This is a genomic window from Epilithonimonas pallida (assembly GCF_900182975.1).
Lineage (GTDB): Bacteria > Bacteroidota > Bacteroidia > Flavobacteriales > Weeksellaceae > Epilithonimonas > Epilithonimonas pallida.
In genome coordinates, this window is record NZ_FXUO01000001.1 from 25,693 (window position 1) to 41,730 (window position 16,038).

Annotated in this window: 15 protein-coding genes; 12 read left to right on the forward strand and 3 right to left on the reverse strand. The window is 30.9% G+C overall.

The genetic code is table 11. The annotated features are described in order from the left end of the window. Positions 1–78 precede the first annotated feature (78 nt). A complete protein-coding gene (locus QOL71_RS00095) occupies positions 79–1,329 on the reverse strand; it encodes a TlpA family protein disulfide reductase (protein ID WP_283414981.1) in 1,251 nt (416 codons plus the stop codon). Positions 1,330–1,522: 193 nt separating this feature from the next. Then, positions 1,523–1,936, reverse strand: coding sequence for a hypothetical protein (locus QOL71_RS00100; RefSeq protein ID WP_283414982.1), 414 nt, complete (start codon positions 1,934–1,936; stop codon positions 1,523–1,525). Positions 1,937–2,560: 624 nt separating this feature from the next. Between QOL71_RS00100 and QOL71_RS00105 the strand changes: the two genes are divergently transcribed. From QOL71_RS00105 to QOL71_RS00135, 7 genes are all read left to right on the forward strand, one after another. Continuing rightward, complete coding sequence (locus QOL71_RS00105) at positions 2,561–2,812, forward strand: helix-turn-helix domain-containing protein (protein WP_283414983.1); 252 nt, start codon at positions 2,561–2,563, stop codon at positions 2,810–2,812. A gap of 57 nt (positions 2,813–2,869) precedes the next feature. Further along, on the forward strand, positions 2,870–3,058 hold the full coding sequence (locus tag QOL71_RS00110) for a hypothetical protein (RefSeq protein ID WP_283414984.1): 189 nt from the start codon (positions 2,870–2,872) through the stop codon (positions 3,056–3,058). A 114-nt stretch (positions 3,059–3,172) separates the two neighbouring features. After that, on the forward strand, positions 3,173–3,925 hold the full coding sequence (locus tag QOL71_RS00115) for a hypothetical protein (protein ID WP_283414985.1): 753 nt from the start codon (positions 3,173–3,175) through the stop codon (positions 3,923–3,925). Positions 3,926–4,099: 174 nt separating this feature from the next. Next, a complete protein-coding gene (locus QOL71_RS00120) occupies positions 4,100–5,329 on the forward strand; it encodes a Shedu immune nuclease family protein (protein WP_283414986.1) in 1,230 nt (409 codons plus the stop codon). Between the two features lie 22 nt (positions 5,330–5,351). Further along, on the forward strand, positions 5,352–5,570 hold the full coding sequence (locus QOL71_RS00125; RefSeq protein WP_283414987.1) for an HIT family protein: 219 nt from the start codon (positions 5,352–5,354) through the stop codon (positions 5,568–5,570). Positions 5,571–5,586: 16 nt separating this feature from the next. After that, the gene (locus QOL71_RS00130; RefSeq protein WP_283414988.1) at positions 5,587–5,718 is read left to right on the forward strand and encodes an HIT family protein; all 132 of its coding nucleotides are present in this window, start codon (positions 5,587–5,589) and stop codon (positions 5,716–5,718) included. A gap of 94 nt (positions 5,719–5,812) precedes the next feature. Further along, entirely contained in the window at positions 5,813–5,989 is a 177-nt protein-coding gene (locus tag QOL71_RS00135; protein ID WP_283414989.1) for a DUF3606 domain-containing protein, read from the forward strand. Between the two features lie 159 nt (positions 5,990–6,148). Here the strand turns inward: QOL71_RS00135 and QOL71_RS00140 are convergent, their stop codons facing one another. Beyond that, a complete protein-coding gene (locus QOL71_RS00140) occupies positions 6,149–7,645 on the reverse strand; it encodes a reverse transcriptase domain-containing protein (RefSeq protein ID WP_283414990.1) in 1,497 nt (498 codons plus the stop codon). 491 nt (positions 7,646–8,136) lie between these two features. Between QOL71_RS00140 and QOL71_RS00145 the strand changes: the two genes are divergently transcribed. From QOL71_RS00145 to QOL71_RS00165, 5 genes are all read left to right on the forward strand, one after another. Continuing rightward, positions 8,137–8,976 carry a hypothetical protein gene (locus QOL71_RS00145; protein ID WP_283414991.1) on the forward strand — a complete coding sequence of 280 codons (840 nt, stop codon included), beginning with the start codon at positions 8,137–8,139 and terminating at the stop codon, positions 8,974–8,976. A 213-nt stretch (positions 8,977–9,189) separates the two neighbouring features. After that, a complete protein-coding gene (locus QOL71_RS00150; RefSeq protein ID WP_283414992.1) occupies positions 9,190–10,035 on the forward strand; it encodes a hypothetical protein in 846 nt (281 codons plus the stop codon). A 327-nt stretch (positions 10,036–10,362) separates the two neighbouring features. Further along, positions 10,363–11,631, forward strand: coding sequence for an HNH endonuclease (locus QOL71_RS00155; RefSeq protein ID WP_283414993.1), 1,269 nt, complete (start codon positions 10,363–10,365; stop codon positions 11,629–11,631). Between the two features lie 891 nt (positions 11,632–12,522). After that, entirely contained in the window at positions 12,523–13,611 is a 1,089-nt protein-coding gene (locus QOL71_RS00160) for an AAA family ATPase (RefSeq protein WP_283414994.1), read from the forward strand. Positions 13,612–13,619: 8 nt separating this feature from the next. After that, the gene (locus tag QOL71_RS00165; RefSeq protein WP_283414995.1) at positions 13,620–15,986 is read left to right on the forward strand and encodes a S8 family peptidase; all 2,367 of its coding nucleotides are present in this window, start codon (positions 13,620–13,622) and stop codon (positions 15,984–15,986) included. The last annotated feature ends 52 nt before the right edge of the window (positions 15,987–16,038 follow it).

Genomic DNA, 16,038 nt, shown 5'->3' on the forward strand with positions numbered 1-16,038 from the left:
GTTTGAATAATTGTTTAGTTTTTGAAATGCGACAGGAGAATACTTTTATTTAATACTATTCTCCTCAATATATCAGGGCTAATTTTTCAATTTGTCCCTTATGATCAGCATATCAATTTCACGCTCTTCTTCCTGAAGGTCCAGGTCATATTTTGAAAGTGCCCTCCTGATGGAAGGTACATCTGAGATCGCCCCCATTGTCAGGTCTACATTGCCCGTGATTCCCGTATCGTCCACTATGGGTAAGGAAACCGTGGGAATGGCATTCAGGTTATTGACCAACTTGTAGAGTGAAGCATTTTTTACGGTCGTTTCCGTCATAGAGAATGAAAAACGCATTGGGCCTCCTATGGTCCTTAGCTTATCTACGGATGATGTTCTTTTTAGTACCAGACATCTAACCTTCCTTTTTTTGATCGTAGCATTGTAATCTGCATACTCGCTGAGATTTTTCAGCATTAACGGATAGAGTGAATCTGCTTTGGATAGCGGAACAATGAATTCATAGCTGTAGAGATTGTTGTCTTCTACAGATCCGTCAGCCTTTTTGATGTAGTCCAGTAATGTTGGGTTTTGGACTTCAACAATTCTTCGTTTCTCGCTAAAAGATTCTTTACGCATCTGAAAGATCTCATCGGCAAGCGTGGAAAAGATCTCGAGAAGGGACAGATTGGTAAACTGTCTTCCGTATACCTTGTTACCCGATCTGCGAAAAGCTGAGCCAAAGCCCATTCCGCGTATTCTCCCCTTAGCGAAAATCGAGTAATTGATCATTGATAATCCTTTTTCACGATCAAAATCTTCGGAAAGCATCAGGGGTCTTTCCCTGCTCATCTGGATGACGGTCTGAAGACCGGAACTTTCCCCGCCTAAGACCTTACTGATGGTATTTTCATTGACCTGAGCACCGTCTGTTGTGCTGAGCAGCTTTCCATCTTTGATCCATACAACATAGGGAACGCCCTGATGCGGAAACAAGGGATGAAAGAGCTGGTCTCCCGCCACGGAGACCACATTATTGAAACGCTGACCGTTTTTGGAGGCGAAGAATTTTTCAAGAGTCTGGCGGTCCTGATTGCTTACTGCCAGGATTTTCACTTTATCCCCGAATTGTTCTTTAAGCTGTTCCATTTTGGGAAAAGCTTTCAGGCAGGCACTGCACCAGGTGTTCCAGAAGTCCAAGAGGATGAGCTTATTCCTATCCTCAGAAAGATTTAAGGTTTTTTGCGGATGGTTGACTATCTGAAAAGAAGTTGTCCAGAAGCTTTCGGGAAGAGGTTCTCCGACTTTAACAGATTTACTCTGGGCAAAGGATGTGATAGTCGCCACAAGGATAAAAACAAGGGACAGGATTCCCCTGCAAAAGATATTTTTCATACTTTTGAATAGGTTTTTAATAATTATTAATCACTGATTATGCTCTTTCCGTTTGGTCGCCAAACTCTTGCGGAAAGGGCTTTTTTATTGTAGTGGGATAATTTCTAGGTACTGTTTTCCATGCTCTGAATTTTACTTTTAATGGTTATTGATTCTTTTGGATTCTTCTTTCTAGGATAAGCTGCGCCGCATCCAACATTTTAATAAGATGGATGTAGGGAGCAAAAATCTTGCTCTCGGCTGCATGGGCGTAAATGCCCATTGAGAAATAGACTGCAACTGCAATGTAATAGTCGAAGTCCTTAATGCTGTATTCTGCAAAAGCATTTTTAAATACCAAGGTTGGATTTAGATATTCCTCATCCGACAGTGATGCCTGCATCAATGGAGAAAAACTCTCAGGATTAGAATTCATTTCCCAAGTCCATTCCTTCAACCTGATTGCATAGCACGCCCGCACGAGGGATCGCAGGGCCTGATGAAAATGGAAAATCGCCGAAGAATCCTCATTGATCGCAGCTTTCTTTTTCCCGGCATAGATCATAATCTTGTTGAGCATCGCTTTGGCGGTAACAAGGTCATTGAAATGGAAAAATGTCTCAATAAGCCTTAGCCCTGATTGTTTCCTGCTACCGGACCAAAATCTGGCTTCAAAGTCTATTCTTTTACTTTTCAATCGTTTATATATAAGGTGTTTGCTTTAATGACCGCATAGGAGGAAGTTTTAACAGTGCAGAAAACTTCCTGCCTATAAAGTCAAGATTAAATATGAATGAAATTTGTGTCCCGTGAAAGCTTTAAAGCCGCAATGAGTTGTACACCTCACTGTATCGTGTCTATGATACTATGTTTTTGAAGGTGCTTAGATGGTAGAATGTGCGGACAGCATTGGAAATAAAACGGCGTGGAACTCTACATTATCCGCCCTGAGGTACTGGTATACCTTTCACACAGATAAGAGAGCTCACGCCTAGGTCGTGAGCTTAAATACTTATCCTCTCGTGTGTTAAAAATTACCAGTTTTCGGGCGAGATTCTAAGCAATAGCTTCTATAATTCTTTGAAGTATCGCAAAGTTACAGCACTGTAACTTATCTTACAAATATATAACAAAATTCTAACACTGGGATATATCCCAATAGAATTTTTAATAAAATATTCGACTTTGCTATAAAATTGCAATAATGGATATCACAGCGGATTTAACAGTTCATCTCGGAAAAAGAATTATGGAAGTACGAAAACATAAAAATTTTAGCCAAGAGAAATTAGGTTTGTTGACGGGCATAGATAAAGCAGATATAAGCAAATATGAATCTGGAAAAATAAATTTGACATTAAAAACATTATTAAGGTTTGCCGTGGCTTTGCAAGTTCATCCTAAGGAACTTTTCAACTTTGAGTTCGATATCACTAAATATAAAATAGATGAGTAGTTCAAATCCTTAATGGATTTTGTTTTTTTTCATCAGGCCGTAAATTAATTACAAATAATGTCTATTAATTTTCAAGAAAATGATCCAAGTTTAGAATCGCAATGGCGATCTATTATTTTATTCGGTAAAAATTCTGCGACTTATAAATTTGCATTCGGAAAGAGCTTACTAGAATTAGTTTCAAAAGAACAAAAATATATTAAAAAAGACGATAACGACTTACTCCTAGAGTTTAAAAATAAATAGAAATGTTAAAGTTGTAGAATAATAATTCTGCAACTTTAAGCTTTAAATATTTCAAATAAACAGTAACTGAAATTACTTTTATATTTTACTATTTTAATTTTAATAGCCAATGTTATGAGTAAAAAACACGATATTGAAACATATTCAAAACTAGCAGAAGGAGCAAAATTTTATTTGGATGAATCTTTTTCATATATCAATGTGTGCCTTGAATCTGAATTGAGAAATTTAATTTTCGGAGAACTAATTGAAAAAATAAATCCTACGAAAGATGATGAAGAACTTGTAAAAAAATCTTCAGAGTTTTTATCTGAAGATGTTATTGAAAATTTAAAATCTAATGAAATTGAATTTTTGACCAAACAAACAGTTGAATCCTTTATAGATGCTTGGAAAAAATCAAAAATTTATTCTCAAAAACTTAATCATAAATTCAACAAGCAGCACAAGATTACCTCAATTGAAATTTTAGGTCATTTGAACAATTTTGGATTCTTTATCGAAACATTAACAAATAGACATTTACTTTATCTCTACCAAAGCAAAAAAATAAATGATTTTTGTTATTCACGCATTTCCATATCAAAAGTTCTGGAAAGGTTAATATTCATTTTTAAGGACGAAATCTCAAATAACAAATTACATCTAAATGAAATAAGTAATTTATTTTCTTTAAGAAATAAGACAGTACATTATACTCCTGATAATTCAATGGCTCTAAAACCAACAATCTCAGAACTAATTCAAATCTGGGAGCAAAGTAAAAAACTTATTGAATATTTTGAAAAAAATGAAGAAATTGATGAAGAATTATTTTCCAAATCTTTAGACGCTCATATTCAAGAAACAAGAAAAAAATGGTTGTAAATTTATTCACAAAAATATGTTTTTAATATAATAGAATTAAACTGATATACCTTTATTACATATTACTGAAATTAATTATACCGACAAAAGCTAGGATTTTTTTTATCCATTGCTACAACTGAATAAAACATTGGTTAATTCGTATATTTGAATAAACTAAAAGATGAATTTCCAATGAAAAAGCAAAACAATATTGAGAATGAACTTTATTATTTCAATCAAAGAAAACCTGAAAAAATCTATGTAAGTAAAGCTTTTCCTTATCTACATTTCAGTAGAGTTATAACCAGAGAGAAAAGGTATATAAAGAAAGTGTTTGAAAAAGACAATACTTCAGAACTTGTTGAAGTTGAAGGAGAACTAATCTTGAAAAATATACCAACTTTATTTGGTAAATATCAAGTAAACGCAGTTGTATATTCAAAACAAGATACAAATCTTTTAGAATTTACCTTACAAAAGTTTATAGAGACTAAAGATAAATTGAGACCTGTGAAAGATTCTGCTTTTTCATTTACGAATAGAGAATTTACAGAACTTTTAAAATTTCTTAGTGACGTCAAATTTCTTGATTTTAATGATAAAGAAAGATTCGTTATAGATTCAGAGAATTTTAGCCACCATAAGATTTTGCTGAATTTAAGTGAACCTAATCCAAATAAGATATTGGTAGATAAAAAATTTGGTGACCTAATAAGTAAGTTCGATGATTTAGATTTAAAAGAAAGAGAAAATTTTCTTGAAACATTAAAGAGTAAAATCCTAACTAAAACAGATCTTGACATTTTAACAGGAAGAAAAGATGGACTTGAAAAATTTAAAAGTTATTTAGGTAGTGAATATCCAATTACTGAAATTGAATGGCAAGATTTTTTTAAAAATAATTCCTGGATATTTGGTTATGGTCTTGATTACAAATTTTTAAGTATTTTACAAAAAGAGGCATCAGTTTCTTCCATTGATGTTAGCGGAAAAAATGAAGTTAAAACAGATTTTCTTCTCGGAGACAATAATTTTACAGTTATTGTAGAACTTAAAAGACCTGACACCGCTTTATTTGACAACATACAAAACCGTTCAGAATCATGGAGATTATCAAAGGATTTAACATATGCTGTTTCACAAATACTAAGTCAAAAAGCAGAATGGGAAATTAAATCACAAAATACTCAATTTGATAGTGAAGGTAATCCAATCTACCAATCGACTTATAATCCAAAGGCTATATTAATAATTGGAAATACAAAACAGTTTGAAGGAGAGAAAAAAGAAAGTTTAATGAAAAGAAAAACTTTCGAATTGTATAGAAGAAATTCAAGAGATATAGAAATTGTAACTTTTGATGAACTTTTAGAAAAGGCAAAATTTATAGTGAGCGATAATAAACAAGGTGAAGAAATATAAATGAGCTTGAACCTCTTTTCTAATGAAAGATTTCACTACAATACCAAACGACAAAATTTTATTTAAAGGAAATCATTTCTTCATAATAGAAGATCGTTTTCCTGTATTACCGAGCCATTTACTAATAATTTCCAATGATGTGAGAACGGACTTTTTTGAGCTTACCGAAGAAGAGAAAAACTACCTTCTCAGAATGATTGAAAAGGCTAAAGAAATTATATTAGCTAAAACATCAACCTGACGCTTACAGTATAGGAATGAATTGCGGCGCTGATGCAGGACAAACAGTTTTTCATTTCCATTGCCATGTTATTCCGAGATATAAAGGTGATATGGAAAATCCTAGAGGTGGGGTTCGTCATGTTATACCGAGTAAGGGAAGTTATTAGATTTTTTTTAGAATTTTCGCTTTTACGGTAAACCATAATTATCTGATTATAAATCCGCTTATCTTTACTTTTATTAACCTAAAAATTATTTGTTATGAGCGATGATTTAAGTAAAAGAAGACCCCAAGATGCAAGTAAAATTAACGTGCACGAGGCTTGGGAATTAGAGTATTGGTCGAAAGAACTTGGTGTTACCAAACAACAATTGAAAGAAGCAGTTATGGCTGTTGGAACTTCTGTCGCCGCAGTGAAGAGGTATCTTGGAAAGTAATTTGATTTTCCCAAATGATAACTTTTTATTTTATTAATAAATCCTAACGAGAGTTGGGATTTTTGGCGATACTTAATAAAGAAGTATTTTGTATAGTTCTACTGTAATCTTTCTCCACTAAAAATTGGTTTTGTGATTTGAGCTACATAAAAAATATCACTATCTGTAATATCCTGAACGTGGATTCATTACTCTAACAATACCTTCATTGATCAGCCCGAGTTTTAATGCATTATGAATTCTTAAAAAAGACGGAATTTCCAATAATCCCTTTTTTCCACCAATTATACTATTTTTACAATGATTAACTAATTGATTTTTATTCATATAAAAAGGTGCCTGATAAAAATCAAATTCTGAAGGGAAAACATTTCTTAACAGGAGTCTGCGTCTGCGTAAGACATTCATTATAGTACTTATCAACCACTCATCTAATTCTTTTAACTGTTCAACATCATTAATTAGAGGGTAAAAACTCATTATCCCCTTAAAAGACAACACCTTATACGTTCCGTTCATATACTTTTTCAACGTAATTTCTGTTAGATTTCCATATAAATATCTTCGTACTTCCATTAATGCGGTTAAGAAATTTTTATCCCTTCCATCGAATGGTAAATTAAGCCGATTAACATCATTTTGCTTTAAGGGATGTACTAAATTCTTATAAAGTAAATATGATATGTGCTTTTTTATTTTATCAGTAGATCTATTTTTAATTGATACCTTTTCAGTAGATATTTTATACCCAAGAAATTCAATATATTCTTTGGAATTAAAAAATTCAGATGGCATATCACCTCTCTTAAGTAAAGAAATTCCATCAGATTTTTTATAATTTATTCGAATATTTGCTTCTTTAGAGAATGTGGATATTATATCAAAAGCCTTCGAAATTTTTGCGTAATCTTTTGACCAAATAATAGTATCATCAGCATATCTCGCAAATCTAATACCTTCGTCTTCGAGTTGCCTGTCTAGCTTCCAACAAACTACGTTAGCCAAAAATAGGGATATAGATGTACCTAAAGGTATTCCGACTTGTCGGTCTTTCAAAAAAGCTTTAATAACTTTTAATTCTATTTCACTAATTAAATAGCCATTTACATTAAGTTGTTCATATAAATATTCGTGATTTATTGAACCAAAAAAGTCACTGAAATCGAATTCAGCAACAAATATTCTTGGTACTGTTAATAGTTCATGTGCGATGTCTTGGATTGCAAAGTGAATATTTCTATCATTTCTATAAGCATATGTTAAGGAACTAAATCTATGTTTATTTTTAACTAAAAGATTTTTATATATTCTGTAAGATACTGCTGAATCCTGTATTTGATATATGCTTATGTCACGCATTCCTCCATTTGGTTTGGGAATTTGTTTAATATATGGTGGATTCGGCTCATATCTGCCCGATAGAATATTTTTGGAAATTGACTTCGAAATTTGCTTCTTTTTTTTTAGTACATAATAAGGGTTATACTTATTATCAGAATTCCACTCTTCTGGAAAATTAACATATTTGGGATCAAATTCTGTATAATTTTTACTATTTCTCAGATACCATAAATGTAAATTATTATGATAATCTTCGAATCTTTTTTTTAATTGAAGAGAAATTTTCTCTATATCTTCTTGTAAAATTTTTTCCATGCTATATTAGTTTTTTAAACAATAAAATCCTTTTAATAATAAAAGGACTTCACCACGGAATCTACAAATAAAAATAAATTCTAACTTATTTTAAATATCGTAGAATACTTAAAAACCTTTTCCCGCAAACCAAGCTAGCTCAATTTTTTGGAACTGTAGTAGAATCCGTTAACTCCATAAGAGTTTGTAACAAATATATATAAAATTTATTTAATCTGTAAAATTTTAAAATTAGTTATGAAAGCAACATCACAAAAAAATAGATTTGGATAATGAGATTAAAATAAAAAGGAAGTGTTGACAAGAGTTAGGATTTACTTTTTTATCTGAGCTTGTAACAGCAATCCGAACATAGTACGAGAATTCATCCACTCAACTAATGCCAACAATTAATACTTTTTTCTAATCCTATCAAAACAGAGATATATTTTATTGCCAACTTAGTTCGATATTTTCTATATTTGAAATAATGCATAAATTTTTTATGATATATGGCGAACCTTAAAAATCTGGTAGAATATCACTTAGATTTACAATTTAGAGCGAGTCAGGATGCTTATAATAGCACTTGTCATTTCTTAATAATAAAAAATGCAATACCTGAACCACACGGAACTGGAGTATTTGTTCAAATTTTTGGAAAACATTTTTTATTTACTGCTGCACACGTAGCTGAAGATTTACAAACTTCAATTTCTATAGGAATTGATTCCAAAAATGCGTTGACACTTGGAGGAGTATGGTTAATTAACGAATTAGGAAAAAATCAAAAAAGAGAGGACGACAAAATTGATATTGCTATTTTAGAATTGGACAAAGAAAGTATCGAAAAAGTTACAGGAAAGTATTCTTTTCTGAATGAAAATCAATTAGGAATTAATCACGAAATTGTACCACTTCCATATTACACGGCAATAGGCTTTGCTGCCACACAAAATAAATTTAATAAGCATAAAAATCAATTACGTAGCACGCCATTTATCTACAATACAATCCCTGCAGAAAAAAAGATATATACGGATATGACTTTCGATGAAAGTTTAAATATCTTAGTTAAATACAGCAAAAAAAATGTAATTGATAATGCAACTAAAGCGAAAGTGACTGGACCTAATGCTTATGGGATGAGCGGAGGAGGATTATGGTTTATCCCCACTCAATTAATCGCTGACAACGAAAATGTAGATAAAAAGTTAGTTTCTATTTTAACAGAATGGTCAAGCAAAAAAAATATTTGGGTTTCAACAAGGATAGATGTTTTCACTGAAATTATAAGAAAGAAGTATAATTTAAATATTCCCAAATCAAATATCTTAAAGATAAATATTTAAATGGAATTTTTGGAACCGTCATATTTAATGACTTAAAGTATAACTGACAAATTAAACTATAATGAAAGATAATATTTTTCAATTTTTAAAAACTAATAATTTAAACTTTGAAAAGTGCATTAATTGTTATTGTTCTATTACAAAAACCTATAAAAACACAATAGAGAAAAGAAAAAATTCATTAAAGCATTAGTAACTACAAAACTAATTTTTATGTATTGCACAATTATTGATGAAAAAATTGGAAATATTTTTAGTTATGGATTAATTGAATCAAACAAAAAAATAAAAGTCATTGCTGGCCATTTATTTTATGGAAAACGAATTGAAGTCGAAATGTATACTGATAACTTTTATATTCCGAAAAAATTAAATTATAAAAAAATGTCTATCAAGTTAGATGTAGATAAGGACGGACTAATAGATTTGGATAAACTTACAGAAGATAAATATGTTTCAAAACCTTTTAAGAGAATATATGAGATTGAAGGATATTGGTTTTTTATTCCTAAACAAATAACCGGCATTGTTGAATATTTATACAACAACAATTTGATCGACGGTAGTAAAATTAAAGTAACAGAAAAACATACAGCAGTTTCTAGCCGTGCTCCAATCATAAATGTTAATTATGATAAATTACTTAAACTGTTGATTGAGAAAAAATCTTCTGTTAGGGCACATTATTATTGCGAACAAAAAAAAGATTTTGACAAAGGTCTATATGCTGATTTTTACGTTCTGGGTAATTTAAAAAATAATGAAATTCAGTTTGAATTATGGCAGATAACAGGGAACTCAAGAGAACTTTTTTATTCTCATTTTATACAAGATATTAATTCAGACACTTTTAAACATTTTGATCTGGCGACTCACATCATCGAAGAATCTTCAAATGTTGTAAGCTTACTTTTTGATAAACAAAAGCTACCACTTTCAGACAAAATAAAATGGTTTCGAAATGATAATAACTTTAAAAAAGATGATGTTTTAAACATCACAAAGCTCTTTTTTCCTTTTGATATTCTCGTAGATGAGTTCACAGAAAGAAAAATATAAATAATCATACAAATTATGGTTATTTAACTTGTTTTTTGGGAGTGAATATAAAAGTGATGCAAATTTCAATAATATGTTTGATGATGGGCTACATACATTCTCTGCTTCACTTTGCGACGTTTTTATAACAAATGATGACAGATGTAAACATAAGGCTGAAAAAACATTTGAAAAACTTAAAATAAAAACATTGGTATTAAAATCAAATGAAATAGATCAAATAAAAAGCCTCATATAGAGGTTATTGACAAATTTCAAATTTTAGTAAAAATTAAATCTCAATATTAATCATCTTGATAACATAATAATTAAACTAAAGAATTTTAAATGTGGTCAACAAAAATTACTTTCAAATCATTAAATGAAACATTATCATTTTTAGTTGAATCAGAAAACGAAGTTCTAATCAGGGACTTTTTTTTCGGTCTCTATAATATTTTTGGAGACATCAGCAATAGTACAATAGAAAGTCTTCAAAAAAATGATCTACGAACAAAATCTCAGGTAGAAGAATTCGTTGTGAAATTCAAATCGAAATTTCCACCAAGTATTAATCAGATAACCTCATTTTTTAACAAATTAGATGATAATGAATATTTTTTATTTCTACCAAATATTGAATTAACCATATTATTATCAAATCAGCTTAACAATTATTTGATATCTTTAAGTCGAGACGTTGATCTTGAAAAACTAAATAATGAATTTGAATCTACAATTGGTAAAACACTAAATGATTATGATATCAAAGGATTTGGAGGATTAAGGGTATTTATAGGAAATAAAAAAAATAGAAAATGTAGATTTTGTGGAAAGAATGAAGAAAAAACCACATTTAAAAACAAAGCCCACGCAATTTCAGAGGGCTTGGGTAATAAAAAAGTTTTTCTTTATGACGAATGTGACCGATGCAACGACAAATTCAGTATTGAAATCGAACCAGACCTAATTAATTATTTCTCCATATTTAGAACATTCTATGATGTCAAAGGGAAAGGAGGCAAAAAAAAAATCAAAGGAAAAAATTTTGAAATAATAAAAGGAGAAAATGTTCAAATAACATTTCAAGGTATTGAAAGCAGACCTAATATCGAAGAAAAACCAAATGAATATAACATTAGATTAGAATTACAAGACAAGATCAATTCACAAGATATATATAGGTGCTTAGTGAAATTTTGTTTAAGTGTAATTGATGAAAATGAACTCGACAAGTTTGGCAGGACTATAAAATGGATTAATAAAGAAATAAAGATCGATAGACTACCAATGATTGGTGAATCGATTTCTTATAAAAACTTCACTTTCGAACCTAAACTATTTTTATACATTAGAAAAAACAACAATAAAAAACTTCCATATATGATTGGTGAATTTCACCTAACTTGTAAGTTAATTACCTTTATAGTTCCATTAAGTGAAGAGGACGAATTTGATTTTGAAGATAAATTTGCTTTTCAAAATTTTTGGAAGGATTTTAATCATTATTCAAGAATTAAAAGTTGGGGATTTAATGATTACTCTACGGATGAGGAAAGAGATTTTACTTTTAATTTGAACGGAGAAATTAAATCTGACAATCAAAATAACGGCTAATAAGTAATTTTATATATTTCAATTACGCTTAAAACAAAGCAATATTAGTTAAGAACTACAAACAATACACTCTTGTCATCCATGTCAAGCATCATAATATCTTTATATTTGTAATAATATATAGAAAAGAAAAGGCGGACAAGACTACTAAATGCTTAATTTTAGGTTACGGAAATCCGTAATGAATTCATTTAACGTAGTTTTAGATTTGTATGGAATTAAAATTACCTACAATGAAAAAATTACTACTTTATTTCGAATTAATTATATCCGTAATTTCTTGCACAAACTATTACACTGTACAACTATAGGAGGATACTCCCCTATATTCAAGCAGCGATAGCAGCACCTTGGTCACAGTTATTCCTAAAAACACCGAAGTCATTTCAATCGTTCCTATCTTCTTCCGGCCGATATAATTATCAGTATAGCTCAGAAGTAATATCAAGTTTACGAAGAATGTTTTCTGAGACAGAGAAAGTGAGTGTTGCTAGAAGCTATGGATTTGAATACGGTTATATTTATACAGAAGGTGCCTCACTTTGTCTGGAGATTTTATAAAGAGTGTGTTAACTAAGTTTTAGCCCAAATGTAAAACCATGGATTCTAACGAAAGTTAGAATTTTTCTTCTTCAATTATAAGTAAACATACAATTCTAAAATAAAATCCCCATGATAGAGGATAAAATAACCATCAAAACTTATTTGATATGAGAAACTATGCAGGTAAGTATGTTCTACTTTTTTAGTTGCTTAAAATACATTACATCGACACCATAACCAAATCAAACTCATTAAAAAGATTAATTATAACATTAATTGTTATAAATTTTACAAAATTTGATATTTATATTACAAAATATATTATATTTGTAACATTAAAACTAAAAAATGTATACTGAGATTTTAAGAATAATAGAAGGCGGATTAAACAGAGATATCAAAAAAATAACAAATTATTCGAAGATTCTTGCTGAGAAATTGGAAAAAGATGGAGATGGCAAATTAGCAAAATTAATTATTAATACACTGGAAAATAAACCTTCATCAATGGCATCAATGGACTCCTTGCTTTCTAGTCCGGTCGATCAAGAAAGTCGTATGAGTATAGTTGATATTTCAATGCCTATAAAAAATGATGGAGAAGTTATACTTCCACCAGGCATTGCTAGTAAAGTTGAAGATTATGTTAACTTATACCAACACCAAAATGAACTTATTAAGAATGGACTTGAAATTTCAAATTCTCTCTTACTATACGGAATCCCTGGAGGTGGAAAAACAACAATTGCTAAATATATTTCCTATAAAACAGGCCTTCCATTAATTACAGCTCGTTTTGATGCTATCGTATCTTCTCTACTAGGTAACACCTCAAAAAATATTCGTAAAATTTTCGAATATGCAGATGAAAAACCTTGCATCCTGTTCTTAGATGAATTTGATGCTATCGCCAAAGCAAGAGACGATCAATACGAATTAGGAGAACTCAAAAGGGTTATAAATAGTTTACTTCAGAACATTGATAATTTTTCAAAATCTAATCTACTTATAGCTGCTACAAACCATTCTGAACTTTTAGATAAAGCAATTTGGAGAAGGTTTAATACAATCATTGAAGTTGGACTTCCTAACCAAAACGAAATACAAGGACTTATTGAAAAGTTTATCCAAGGCGCAGCAAATGATTTTCTAAATGATGAAAAAAAACTTAGCAAGATTTTACAAAACTTAGAGGGAAAGACGCCCTCATTTATCAAAACTTTATTCAACAATATCCTTGCTCAGAAAATTATTAGAAATAAAGAATTGTTGTCGTATGAAGATGTTCTTGTTGAAATTTTCGAAACCAATAACAAAGATTATAAGGTAGAAGAACTTATTGTATTCTTAAATGAAAGCGGCATTACTCAAGAGCGCATAACGCAGATTATGAACATTTCAATAAGACAGGTCAGAAACAATTTAAAAACTAAATAAACATAGATATGGAAAGGAATTTACCTATAAAATTTTTTCAGAAACGAATTAATGACGAAAGAAATACTGAAGGTGGAGGAAACCAAGATCCACCAAAATGGTTTGACGAAGCACTGGTTCCCTACAAGGCTCAGCAATTCATTTATACATTAAGTGAAGTATCTCAAAAAATACTCGCTAAACAACGTGAGGATAATTATATCCCAAATGTTATCAAGCTAAAAGTTAATGAAGACGCATTAGCAAAAACATATCGTAAAGAAATTCGCCAGATATTCAATACTCAAAAAATGAATGTGATCGGGTTGAGTCAGAATGATGAAGTCCTAATAAAAATTGAAAGTGCAGAAGAAGTAAGCAAAATTACAAAAAAGCTTGCGCAAGGTTTGAAACAATCAGCGAAGCAAGGCGTAAAATTAGGTATTGCTGCTATAGATGATATTGAAGAACATTACCCAGAAATTAGCATTGATAATGAAACATTTGAAGAGTCAGAAGAGCTTAAAGTAAAATTATTCAACTATGGTGATCCAGAATTAAACATAATAGCTATTAGAGCTTTTGAAAAATTTTGTAGAGATAGAGAGATCGATTACAGCAGAACAGTATATTCTGCGGATTTAAATATTTTCAAAGTCAGCCATGCAAGCCTCGATACTATTGCAGAACTAAAAGATTTTGACGGTGTGCAACTTATTTCGGAGATGCCAAGATATTATGTCACTTTGGACGAATTAGATGGTGACGGTGAGATAGAGATTAAGATGCCGGACGCAGGAATAGACTATCCGACCATTGGAATTCTTGATAGTGGTATTGCGAAAATCCCACACTTATCTCCCTGGCTTTTAGAAGATAACTTTACAAAATATCACGAGGACGATGTTGACAAAGGTCACGGAACGGCTGTATCAGGAGTTCTACTTTATGGCGACGAATTTGAAGAAGAAAATTACACTGGTTTTCAAGGTGCAAAACTTTTTGAGGCCATTGTATTTCCTAATAACACCACTCAAGGCGTCTCGGAAGAAGAATTAATAGAAAATATAAGAGAGGCGATTAGTGAAAATGACCACATTAAAATATGGAACTTATCATTAGGCACTAACAAAGAGGCTGATGAAATTGAATTTTCGGACTTCGGAAAGGCTTTAGATGAAATTCAAGAACAGCACAATGTTTTAATATGTAAATCTGCTGGTAATTGCGGGAACTTTAAAAAGAATAGTCCGAGAAGTAGAATATCTCAATCTGCTGATACTATTAGAGGCTTAGTAGTTGGATCAATTGCAAAAAGTAAAAACTCCACAGATTTATCCGAAAAAAATCATTCATCACCCTTTTCAAGGATTGGGCCGGGTCCATCTTTTTTAATTAAACCAGAAATCTCTCACATTGGAGGAAATGCAGGACTGGATGAACATAACAGGTTAGTACTAAATCCTGTTTATACATTTTCGAAAACGGGTGATAGAAAAGGAGTTGCAGGAACAAGTTTTTCAACGCCCAGGATTTCATCAATAGTTGCTGGATTAGATCATTTATTAAATGAAGGATTTAATCCTCTCCTTTTAAAAGCCTTAACAATTCACTCCGCAAAATATCCAACAGAGTTAAAAGTTGCTATCGATGAGAAATTAAAACATTTAGGTTTTGGTGTACCTTCCAATATTCAGGATATTCTTTTTAACCAGCCAAACGAAATTACACTGATTCTTCAGGATAATTTGGAGAAAGGCAACTTCATAGAAATCCTTGATTTTCCTTATCCTCAATCAATGGTTGACGAAGATGGATACTTTCATGGAGAAATTTGTGTAACCCTTGTAACCTCTCCAATTCTTGATGCAGCAAATGGCTCAGAATATTGTCAGTCAAATATTGAAGTTTTGCTTGGAACATATGACGAAAAGACTGACAGAGATACATCAAAACGTGGAATTATAAATCCTATAGGGAAAGACGGCGCAAAGAACCTTTTATCTCATAGTCTATATAGTAAATCAGTAATTAAGAATACTGAAAGCCCGTATACGAGGGAGAGAGTCTTAGTGGCTTATGGAGATAAATTTCAACCAGTGAAAAAATGGTCAGTTAATTTAGATGAATTCACTCCCTCCAATAAGGAAAAATATTTGAAAAATCCTAAAAACTGGTATTTAAAAGTTGAAGGTCTTTTTAGAGATTTCATAGAGACAAAAGCTGAAATGCAGAGAATAACACCAAGTCAGGAGTTCTGTCTAATCATTACGATAAAAGACACAAGAAATGAAAGTCATATCTACAATGAGGTTACACAATTACTTGATTCTTTTAATTTTGTTCATCAGAATGTTCGATTGAAAGAAGATGTTAGAATTCAACTAAGAAATTAAGTACTTTATCAGCATTCAGTGGATAATTAAAAAACACTTTATTTTATTAAAC